This window comes from Gilliamella sp. Imp1-1 (assembly GCF_001690415.1).
GTDB lineage: Bacteria > Pseudomonadota > Gammaproteobacteria > Enterobacterales > Orbaceae > Gilliamella > Gilliamella bombi.
The window spans coordinates 1-10,379 of the sequence record NZ_LZHK01000059.1 but is presented as its reverse complement, the minus strand read 5'-3'; the positions used below and the strand labels follow the sequence as shown (position 1 = coordinate 10,379).

9 protein-coding genes are annotated in these 10,379 nt (G+C 35.7%); 5 read left to right on the top strand and 4 right to left on the bottom strand.

Going from position 1 to position 10,379, the window contains the following annotated elements; genetic code table 11:
- Positions 1-128 precede the first annotated feature (128 nt).
- Positions 129-776, bottom strand: a complete 648-nt coding sequence (pyrE, locus tag A9G38_RS05700; protein WP_034911631.1) for an orotate phosphoribosyltransferase — start codon at positions 774-776, stop codon at positions 129-131.
- Between the two features lie 13 nt (positions 777-789).
- Positions 790-1,506: a ribonuclease PH gene (rph, locus tag A9G38_RS05695; RefSeq protein ID WP_034911627.1), complete on the bottom strand. Its 717-nt coding sequence runs from the start codon at positions 1,504-1,506 to the stop codon at positions 790-792.
- Positions 1,507-1,666: 160 nt separating this feature from the next.
- Between rph and A9G38_RS05690 the strand changes: the two genes are divergently transcribed.
- Positions 1,667-2,533, top strand: coding sequence for a YicC/YloC family endoribonuclease (locus tag A9G38_RS05690; RefSeq protein ID WP_034911624.1), 867 nt, complete (start codon positions 1,667-1,669; stop codon positions 2,531-2,533).
- Between the two features lie 118 nt (positions 2,534-2,651).
- Here A9G38_RS05690 and A9G38_RS05685 read toward each other — a convergent pair whose 3' ends face one another.
- The gene (locus tag A9G38_RS05685) at positions 2,652-4,031 is read right to left on the bottom strand and encodes an MATE family efflux transporter (RefSeq protein WP_034911619.1); all 1,380 of its coding nucleotides are present in this window, start codon (positions 4,029-4,031) and stop codon (positions 2,652-2,654) included.
- A 184-nt stretch (positions 4,032-4,215) separates the two neighbouring features.
- Here A9G38_RS05685 and yejK point away from each other — a divergent pair, with 184 nt between their 5' ends.
- From yejK to A9G38_RS05670, 3 genes are read left to right on the top strand one after another with little or no spacing between them, the layout of a single operon-like run.
- Positions 4,216-5,220, top strand: coding sequence for a nucleoid-associated protein YejK (gene yejK / locus A9G38_RS05680; RefSeq protein ID WP_034911615.1), 1,005 nt, complete (start codon positions 4,216-4,218; stop codon positions 5,218-5,220).
- 42 nt (positions 5,221-5,262) lie between these two features.
- Positions 5,263-6,108 (top strand): deoxyribonuclease IV, encoded by an 846-nt coding sequence (gene nfo, locus A9G38_RS05675; RefSeq protein WP_034911612.1) that lies wholly within the window; start codon positions 5,263-5,265, stop codon positions 6,106-6,108.
- Positions 6,105-7,145 carry a hypothetical protein gene (locus A9G38_RS05670; protein WP_034911607.1) on the top strand — a complete coding sequence of 347 codons (1,041 nt, stop codon included), beginning with the start codon at positions 6,105-6,107 and terminating at the stop codon, positions 7,143-7,145. The genes nfo and A9G38_RS05670 overlap by 4 nt, the downstream gene beginning before the upstream one ends.
- A 40-nt stretch (positions 7,146-7,185) precedes the next feature.
- Here A9G38_RS05670 and yccS read toward each other — a convergent pair whose 3' ends face one another.
- Positions 7,186-9,327, bottom strand: a complete 2,142-nt coding sequence (gene yccS / locus A9G38_RS05665; RefSeq protein ID WP_034911603.1) for a YccS family putative transporter — start codon at positions 9,325-9,327, stop codon at positions 7,186-7,188.
- 518 nt (positions 9,328-9,845) lie between these two features.
- Between yccS and A9G38_RS05660 the strand changes: the two genes are divergently transcribed.
- Positions 9,846-10,331, top strand: coding sequence for a hypothetical protein (locus tag A9G38_RS05660; RefSeq protein WP_065623172.1), 486 nt, complete (start codon positions 9,846-9,848; stop codon positions 10,329-10,331).
- The last annotated feature ends 48 nt before the right edge of the window (positions 10,332-10,379 follow it).

Below are 10,379 nucleotides of genomic sequence, written 5' to 3'. Positions count from 1 at the left end.
GTAAAAGCAATTATTTTACTTTATTGTGGAATTTATCTTACTGATAATAAAAAATTTCTAGATAATATATGAAAATAAAAAGCATCTTTCGATGCTTTAATGTTTATAAGATGAAAAGTAAATTGTTATTACTTTATCCCAAATTCAGACCGATAAGTTTCAACTTGCGTTACTTGATCTTTTCGAGCTGGATCTTTATAGAGGTACTGGATTAAATCATCAAGCGTAATAATTGAAATTACATTGCAATGATAAGTTTGTTTAATTTCTTGAATTGCTGACAGTTCACCACGACCTTTTTCTTGGCGATCTAGACAAATCAGTACGCCAGCAAGTTTAGATTGGTTATCTGCTAATATTTTCATCGATTCACGAATAGCAGTTCCGGCAGTAATAACATCATCGACCAACATAACGCGTTGTTGATAGATCGAACTACCTACTAAATTACCGCCTTCACCATGATCTTTTGCTTCTTTACGGTTAAAACAGTAAGGAATGTCAACATTATGATGTTCAGATAGTGCAACAACGGTTGATGAAACAATAGGGATACCTTTATAAGCTGGACCAAAAATGACATCGTATTCTAAATTAGCATCCATTAGTGCGGCTGCATAAAAACGACCTAATAAAGCCAGATCTTTACCTGTATTAAATAATCCTGCATTAAAGAAATAGGGACTTTTGCGTCCCGATTTCAAGGTGAATTCACCAAACTTTAATGCTTGCCTATTTAATGCAAATTCAATAAATTCACTTTTATATGATTTCATCGATCCTCTCCAATTAATCTTTTAAGGCCTGTTTTTGTGCATCAATAATAGTTTTGATGCCATTTTTTGCTAGCTCTAACAGTTTTAATAATTCGTCATGACTAAAAGGTTCGCCTTCAGCAGTGCCTTGCACTTCAATCATACGACCATCGTCAGTCATAACAACATTCATATCGGTTTCAGCGTTTGAATCTTCTATGTATTCTAAGTCACACACTGCTTGGCCATCGACAATACCGACAGAAACAGCTGCAACTAATGATTTAATTGGATTTTGCTTAATTTTACCATCTGTAACCATTTTATTGATTGCATCATTTAGTGCCACACAAGCACCAGTAATTGACGCAGTTCGAGTGCCCCCATCCGCTTGAATAACATCGCAATCTAACGTGATGGTATATTCACCTAATAATTTAAGGTCGACCATTGCACGTAGAGAACGAGCAATAAGGCGTTGAATCTCCATAGTGCGACCGGTTTGCTTACCTTTAGCCGCTTCGCGTTGAGTTCGTGAATGGGTTGCACGAGGCAACATACCATATTCAGCGGTTACCCAACCTTGGTTTTGACCTTTTAAAAAACGCGGCACACCTTCATCAATAGTGGCATTACAAAGTACTTTAGTTTCACCAAACTCAACTAATACAGAACCTTCTGCATGCTTAGTATAATGACGGGTTATTTTGATAGGGCGGATTTGTTCCGCAGATCGACCAGACGGGCGCATGCAATTCTCCAGATGTTACAATTAAAAAATATCGTTTTGAACTAATTATTTAAGGGGACATCAACAAGATAAGGTTGATGTTTAGCCTAAGCTAAGAGCATATTATACAGAATATGTGGTACAATGCCCAGCAAGTTTTTTACAAATTTAGGAAGCAATTATGATTTCCAGTATGACCGCCTATGCCAGAAAGGAGTTAAATCAATCTTGGGGAACCGCCTCATGGGAACTCCGATCAGTTAATCAACGTTATTTAGAAACCTATATCCGTCTACCAGAACAGTTTCGTTCACTTGAACCGATGATACGTGAACGACTCCGTAATCGTCTAACTCGTGGTAAAGTCGAATGTAATTTACGCTTTGAATTAGATCCTGCAGCGCAAAATCAAGAACTTTCGTTAAATAAAGATCTTGCTAAGCAAATTTTAAATGCCGCTAATTGGGTTCAAACAGAGCATCAATCAGGACAAGTTAACCCGATTGATGTACTTCGTTGGCCAGGCGTATTGTCGGCAAAAGAACAAAATCTTGACAGCATATCACAAGAAATCCTAGCGTTACTTGATACAGCTATCGACGAGTTTAAAGCTGTTCGAGAACGCGAAGGTAAAGCGCTTAGTGATTTAATTGCTAAACGTTTAGAAGCCATTACCGTAGAAGTGGATAAGATTCGTAATTGGATGCCGCAAATACTTGAATGGCACAAAGAACGTTTAAAAAGTAAATTGGCTGAAGCTAATATTGAACTGGATCATTCTCGCCTAGAGCAAGAAATAGTGATGGTTGCCCAGCGAATTGATGTTGCAGAAGAGCTTGATCGTCTAATGACACATGTTAAAGAAACTTATTCGATCTTAAAGAAAAACGAAGCGATAGGTCGTAGATTAGATTTTATGATGCAAGAGTTTAATCGAGAAACTAACACTATTGCCTCTAAATCAATTAATGCTGATGTGACCGCCAGTGCGATTGAATTAAAAGTCCTTATAGAACAAATTCGTGAGCAAGTACAAAATATTGAGTAATTTTATTATGTTAACACTTGCTTATTAGTACATTCTTCCAATATAAATGTAATTTTCTTTGCATTTATATTGGAATTATCATTATCTTTTTATTTAATTGATCAGTTTAAAAGCTGTGTTAATTACAATAATTTCTTGCTTTGAGTGATTTAAAATACCAATAAAGCACAAGGCAAGCTGTACCTGTTGATAACAGATCGGCTGTTGGGGCTGCAGCCCAAACACCATCAAAACCCCAAAATAATGGTAAAATATAAAGTGCTGGTAACAAAATCAAAATTTGCCTTGAAAGGCTTAGAAAAATCGAAATTTTTGCCATACCAATACATTGGAAAAAGCTAGTGGTAACCATTTGAAAGCCAACAAAAATAAACGAGAGTGTAGTAAATCGTAATGCAATAGCCGAAAGTTGCACTAAATCTTCCTCGGAACTAAAAGCTCGCACCAACATATCTGGAATAAAAAATCCTAACACAAAACCGAGCGAAGTCACCACTGTAGCCACTTTAACAGCATAAAAGAAAGTCTTTTTAACGCGATCATAATTTTTAGCACCATAATTATAACCAATAATAGGTTGCATACCTTGGTTGATACCAATGACAATCATAATCACTAAAGTAATAAGCCGGTTAGCATTAGAAAAAGCAGCAATTGAATCATCGCCCGACACATTAGCAAGTGGAGCATAACGATTAAGTTGCCAGTTAATAAACACTACAACGATTGATGCCGCCATTTGCATTGAAAAAGGCGATAAACCGATTGATATAACCGATTTTGCAATTGAAAAATCAAGCTTAAAATTACGGCGATACAGTTTGATATTACTGTTTTTATTTAAAAAATGTTGCATAACAAATGCAAAGCTAATCATCATTGAAAACGTCGTTGCTAGTGCTGCCCCACGCATTCCCCAACCTAAACCAATAATGAAAACTGGTGCCAAAATAATGTTGGCAATCACACTGACAAACATAGTTACCATGGCTTTAAAAGGGTAACCACTTGCACGCATCATATTGTTGTAGTTAAAAGTGAGGGTCAAAAAGATACTACCGGGTAGAAAAATCTCTAAAAACTCTCTAGCATAAACATGGTTAACAGGGCTAGAACCGACAAATCGCAACACGGGATCAATAAAAATAAGCAGCATTGACAGCGTAAAACCACTCAGTACTGCAGTTAGCATAAACGACGTACCAGCGACTTTTTCGGCCTTGTCGTTTTCTCCACGACCTAAAAAAATTGAAATCCGACTGGCCGAACCGATTCCAACTAACATACCAATTGCTGCTGCTAAATTCATCACAGGTAAAATAAGACCAGCAGCACTTAACGCCTCGCGCCCGATCCAATGGCCAATAAAAATGCCATCAATAATATTATAAAGTGTATTAACAATCGTTCCAATCACTGCTGGCAGCGCATATTGCCAAAATAGTGCACTGATTTTTTTATTTTTAAAATCATTATAAACATCAATAGAGTGAGCCATTGCTTTTAATTTTCCGTTGATAAATATTGTAAAGAAGTTTCAGGTAACTATACGTTTCAGTATAGATTTTATGCAATTTAACGGTGCTAGTTTAACAGACTGGCAAATTGTTAATAGCACTTTTTCAGCGCTTTGATAAAATAATGTCCTTAATGATTATAGCGATCCAATAGGAACCTCACCAATGAGCGTACAAATAGAAAAGATCATACTGCATAAATTAATTAGAAAAAGCGACACTGAAATTGAATTACAACTTCGTGACTCAATGCTCAACAACGAGCAAGCGGTTGTTAATCTAATTGAAGATATCAATCGCATCTATAATAACAAAAGCAAAGCCTATGGATTATTTAATAGCGAAAGCTTATTTGAACAATCACTAAAAGAACTACGGCTAGGCAATCAAGATTTCTTACATTTCAGCCAAGAATCAACCAAACAACTACGCAACGAACTTGCCAAATATCCTTTTGCAGAAGGAGGAACGGTGGTGTTTTGCCAATATCGTTATTTGGCGGTTGAATACTTAATTATTGCGGTGTTAAATAGTTGTTTAAGTATGTTAGTTAATGAAGACCTAGATATTAGCGAAACGCAATATCTAGACATTGACCATGCCGATATTATTGCCCGTATAGACATGACCGAATGGGAAACCCAAGCCGACTCAAAACGATATTTAACCTTTTTAAAAGGACGAGTAGGGCGAAAAGTATCTGACTTTTTTATGGACTACCTAGGTGCTAATGAAGGATTAGATGCGAAAGTACAAAACAAAACACTGGTTAAAGCGGTAGATGATTACTGCCAAGAAATGCAATTTGACAAACAAGACAAAACCAACGCACGTGAAAGCGTCTACAATTACTGCCAAGCACAATTACAAGCTGGTGAAGAAATTGAACTAAAAAATCTGGCCAACGAACTTCCAACAAGTGACGATAACAACTTTATTGAATTTGTCAAAAATAGTGAATACGATTTAGAAGATACTTTCCCCGTTGATCGTAGTGCTTTGCGCCAACTTAAAAAATTCTCGGGCAGCGGTGGCGGATTAACCTTAAGCTTCGATTCAAATTTGTTAGGTGAACGTATAAAATGGGATCCACAGACTGACTCACTGGTTATTAAAGGTGTGCCACCTAATTTGCGTGATCAGCTACAACGCAATAGCGGCTCAAACTAATTATCCGCTAATCATAAACTAACAACATCATTAGGACAAAAAATGAAATACATTGGTGCACATGTAAGTGCAGCAGGTGGGGTAGACAATGCCCCAATTAACGCCTATCAAATTGGCGCAACCGCATTTGCGTTATTTACCAAAAATCAACGACAATGGCACGCCAAACCGCTTGAAACAGCCACCATCGACAGCTTCAAAAAACGTTGCGAAAGGTATGGCTTTACTAGCAAACAGATCTTACCGCACGATAGTTACTTAATTAATTTAGGCCATCCAGATCGAGAACAGCTCGAAAAATCTCGCACTGCCTTTTTAGACGAAATGCAACGGTGCGAACAGCTAGGACTGACATTACTTAATTTTCACCCAGGTAGTGACTTAAAACAGATTTCGGTTGATGAATGTTTATCGCGCATTGCCGAATCGATAAACATTACGCTCGACAAAACACAAAATGTGGTTGCTGTTATTGAAAATACGGCTGGACAAGGCTCTAACTTAGGCTATAAATTTGAACATCTTGCGCAAATCATTGACCAAGTCGAAGACAAAAGCCGAGTTGGAGTTTGCATTGACACTTGCCACGCTTTTGCCGCTGGTTACGATTTACGTACTGAACAAGCTTGCCAAGAAACTTTTGCTGAGTTCGAAAAAATAGTCGGTTTTCAATACTTACGAGGCATGCACTTAAACGATGCTAAAAGCGAATTTGCTAGCCATGTTGATCGCCATCACAGTTTAGGCAAAGGCAATATTGGTGAAACTGCATTTAAATATATTATGCAAGATCCAAGAATTGACGAAATTCCTCTTATCTTAGAAACCATTGATCCTGATATTTGGACGCAAGAAATAAACTGGTTAAAAGAGCAGATAAACAGATGATAAAAAAATTGTTCTATTTTTTATTTCTGATTTTTATCTTAGTGCCACTGAGTTTTTATGGCTATTCTCAAGACCTTGATCGTAATAAATTGAAAGAATTTGATGGTAGTGGTTATAGAAAAGATATTCGAGTATATTCGCTAGGATCTATTGATTATATTGAAGATGACTCTGATTTTATGTTCATTTCATTATCTGACGATATTAATTTATATGATGAAGAGTATAAAGAAAGAGTCTTTTTAATTCCTAGTGGAGAAAAGGAAAACTACAAAAAGAAAGAATATTTATTGACTGATTCATATCGTGCTAAATTTTTTTTTGAAGTTGGGATATCTGAAGACGATACGGTTTTTATTTACGACTATGAAAAAAATTATTTAAAATCATTTCCTATTAGTAGTTTAAAAGCTTTAGCTGTTGTTAATCCTTATAGCAGTGGTGACGGTCCTTTTTATCTATCTGATTATATGTTTGGTTTTAAATTAGATTCTAAAATAATTAAAGACCATCCATCTAGCCTTGTTTATATCGGCAAAGAAAACCCTTTTGTGCAAGAGCAATTAACGCCTTTATTCTGGAACAAAATTGATGAACAGGATTTTCCTGTTCTTGATGAAGATGATGAGATTACCGCTGTAGCATTTTGGGGAAATATGGATAGTTTGAAAGAAGTAGACAGTTATTTGGCTGAAGCAAATGGTTTTCGTTTTTTTATACAAAACTATACCAACAAAGATAAAAGTGAGCTTATCCAAAGTGGAGAAATCATAGCAAGACATTTAATTATATTAGACTCAGACTCCAATATAATAACGAATGAGATTGAAGGTATAACTGAAGGTGACATGTTTTACCCACTAACTAGCTTAAATAAAAAAGATGAGTTTATATATCAATGGACAGGTAAAATTTTAAAGAATGAACCGCCTGTTGTATTTGGTTTCAAAGCATCATCATTTTCGTGTACTCCTGTTTTTCGATTTATGCATCCACTGCACGACTATTTTGTTCCAAGGTGTGATGCTCGGCATTAAGTCGGGCACATTATTTTTCTGAGCCGATTAGAAAATTTCATCATTTCAATTGAGTTGCAATCTCAACAACCTCAGGCAAAATATCCAAAATCAAAGCCAATTGTTGCATAACTAAAAGATCATTATTCGTTTTATCATCGTCAATTGAAACAGCCGAAATTGTTTCGATATAATCGGTAACGGATTTTTTAATAGCTTGGTATTCACCGTCGATCTTTTTAATTCTTAATAGATTAATAATATAGACCGACAAATCATCAAATAGATCGAAAGTCTGTTTTGAAAGAGGTTTATCGCGATGCGCACCTAAAGTCGAAAGATAGCTAATTAACGTATGATTAAGTGTTAACAAACGAAATCCCTGATCGATAACAACTGGATTCATATGCGGCTCTTTAGTCATCAAACTAATTAATGACGACAAATCTGCATTACTATCATGTGCCGCACGTCTAGCTAAACGATACATGACATCATTAGTTTTACCAGTCAAATACTGACGACCAATTAACGCTAAGTAATGGCTATCGTCATGGCAAACACGATCCACTAATTTAGGTAGATTTCTAAACTTCCAGTCAGGCCAAATAAAGCTCACAGCAAACCATGCAATAAAACAACCAATTAACGTTGCAATAATACGTGCGACCGCAACTTGAATACTACTTTCGCCAATTAAACTAAAACTAAAAAACACCAGTAACGTAATAAACGCAGTAGCGTAAGCATATTGTGAATTTTTAAATAGAAAAAACAGCCAACCGGTGATAATAATTAATACCAACTGCTCAGGAACACTTGGAAATAAAAACGTCAACGGAATACCTACAATAATCCCCAGAATGGTACCGATTACGCGTAATTTTAACCGATATTTTGTAGTTGAATAGTTAGGCTGGCACACAAACAAACTGGTTAAAATAATCCAATATCCATGTTGCAAATCAGAAAAATGAATCACCATATAACCAACAAAAAACACTACACACATACGAATTGCATGACGAAATAGTGCCGATTTTATGGTTAAATTGTTTCTAATTTTGGTAAAAATAGCATAAAAACTGGTTAGTTCTTCATCGATTAACTGATTATCTTCTTCTGCCTTTGGCAAATGTTGTTCAGTATCAATATTAGCAAGTAACAGATCGATAGAAAGCAAATTTTGATGTAAACTTTTAAGCGCTTTAATCATCAGCATATCGCTTTTATGACTAGCATGATATTGATTAATAGCTTCTTCGAGATACGAAAAATAACGTGAAAACAGCGGATCATGCTGATAAGTTTGATTTAACTTAATTGTCATTGCCAATTGCGCACAAGCTTTTGCTTGCAAATTTAGAATACGAGCAAATCTAAATAAAATATCACTATGTTTAAAATGCACACTAAGCGCTTGATAATGTCCATGCGCTGAACTTGCTCGCTCATGAATATCTTGCGCAACAAAATAATAGCTTAGTAACTTTCTAATATAAGCTTGTCCACGATAGCTTTTTAAACGATTAAATAGTGAACGTTTGATATTATTAAATGCACTAATGAGTTGATTATTACTATTGTTTAATTGCAAAGTTTGTTTTTTAAAACCGTCAGATTCATCAGGATCAAACATCGCTGCCTTAGCATCAAGATACTGTGCTAAATCAATAAAACACTGTGAAAGCGATTGTTGGGTTGTGCGAATAGGTTGGATGATCGATTCAATTAACGAAACAACATTATACCAAAGTGCACCTAACAGCAAAAAACAGGGTAAGGTGTAATTATCGGTAAACAAATTATGCCCAAGCATGGTATAGGCAGCAATTAAAAGTGATCCAAACGCAATCACACCGTAACGTTGCCCAAGCGAACCAAGCATGGTAAAAATAAACGTTGAAGAGACCAAACCGATAATAAAAAATGCAGGATAATCAAATAACAACTCGACTGAAAAAGTGGCAATAGCAAAACAGAACAACGTAAGAATTAAATTAATACAACGGCTTAATAGACGAGTATCGATCTCGGTCAAGCCTGCTGCCACAACACCAAGCGTAAGGGGAATAACTAGCGAAGTATACCCAAAATACCACGGAACCAAAGTCGAACCAGTTAAACTAATTAACATCCGAAGACTAAAAAGAAGATTACTGCTGTAAAAGACTTTACGTAAAGACAAAATAAATGTGTGCACGGTGTATTGGGTTTGGTGTATGTTCAAATAATAGCTACTAGAATACTATATTGCATCAAATAGGGAAAGAGTGCAAAAAAGTTGTTTATTTCCAAGAAAAAGAAAAACCAAAAACTTTAATAAAATCAATGGTCTACAGGAACGATTTTAAAGTAAAAAACACACTTATAGCACCACAATGCTAATATGCTTGCCTTATTAGAGCGTCAAAATGTGCCAATAACGAAGTAAAGCTAGCACGTCAAACTGGGCTGTTGGGTGTGTTTGTGTTTTAGATGTTATTAGCAATATTAATCATTCCGCAAAAGCCAATATGTCCTAAAGCTAATACCCTATTTTAATTATAAAATTCACCTATCTCTAAAGCCAATCGTTTTCATCTTTACATTTCTTTACAAAAAAGTCCGCCAAAAAACTAGTCAATCATTCCTTAAACGGTTATACTTTCATCGTTTAAGAAAAATGAGCTTACTAAATAAGCGAATAAACATAAAAATTCAAATAAAACAAAATATTACTTGACAGGTGAAACGAAATGCAGTACCATTTTAGGCACAAGGCACAAGCACTGGCAAACCTATGTCTTAAATTTATCAAATAATCCTATTCGACAAGTTTTTACTCGAAATTTATTTATATCTTCGAAATTATCTCTCGAATTATTTTCGAAATTATCCACAAAACTATCTTTAAAAATTCCATTGGCAGTAGTGCCTTTGTTGTTATTGCCGTACTCTTTAGAATCGCAGGCATTATCGGCCACGACTTCTGAGCGCATTCATGGTACTGCACCTTATTTAACCTTTGATGGCGGTGTTACTAAAATGACTGAAATAAAGGAATTATTAGGTATTAAGTTATCGGATGGTCGAACATTCACACCGCAAAATAATCCTTCATCACCGACAGCGCTAATCAAGTTACCTAATGTAGGGGATACTTTTGCTGATATTGAAATGATAGTCCCGCCATCAAGCGACTCAATAAATATAAATGACTTATAGTGACACAAGGTAAATGGGGCGATGATGATGGGGATGGACAGGGAGCAG

Excerpts from the sequence above, each read along its gene's own strand:
- pyrE (WP_034911631.1), bottom strand. The coding sequence starts at position 776 with ATGAAATCATATAAAAGTGAATTTATTGAATTTGCATTAAATAGGCAA.
- rph (WP_034911627.1), bottom strand. The coding sequence starts at position 1,506 with ATGCGCCCGTCTGGTCGATCTGCGGAACAAATCCGCCCTATCAAAATA.
- A9G38_RS05690 (WP_034911624.1), top strand. The coding sequence starts at position 1,667 with ATGATTTCCAGTATGACCGCCTATGCCAGAAAGGAGTTAAATCAATCT.
- A9G38_RS05685 (WP_034911619.1), bottom strand. The coding sequence starts at position 4,031 with ATGGCTCACTCTATTGATGTTTATAATGATTTTAAAAATAAAAAAATC.
- yejK (WP_034911615.1), top strand. The coding sequence starts at position 4,216 with ATGAGCGTACAAATAGAAAAGATCATACTGCATAAATTAATTAGAAAA.
- nfo (WP_034911612.1), top strand. The coding sequence starts at position 5,263 with ATGAAATACATTGGTGCACATGTAAGTGCAGCAGGTGGGGTAGACAAT.
- A9G38_RS05670 (WP_034911607.1), top strand. The coding sequence starts at position 6,105 with ATGATAAAAAAATTGTTCTATTTTTTATTTCTGATTTTTATCTTAGTG.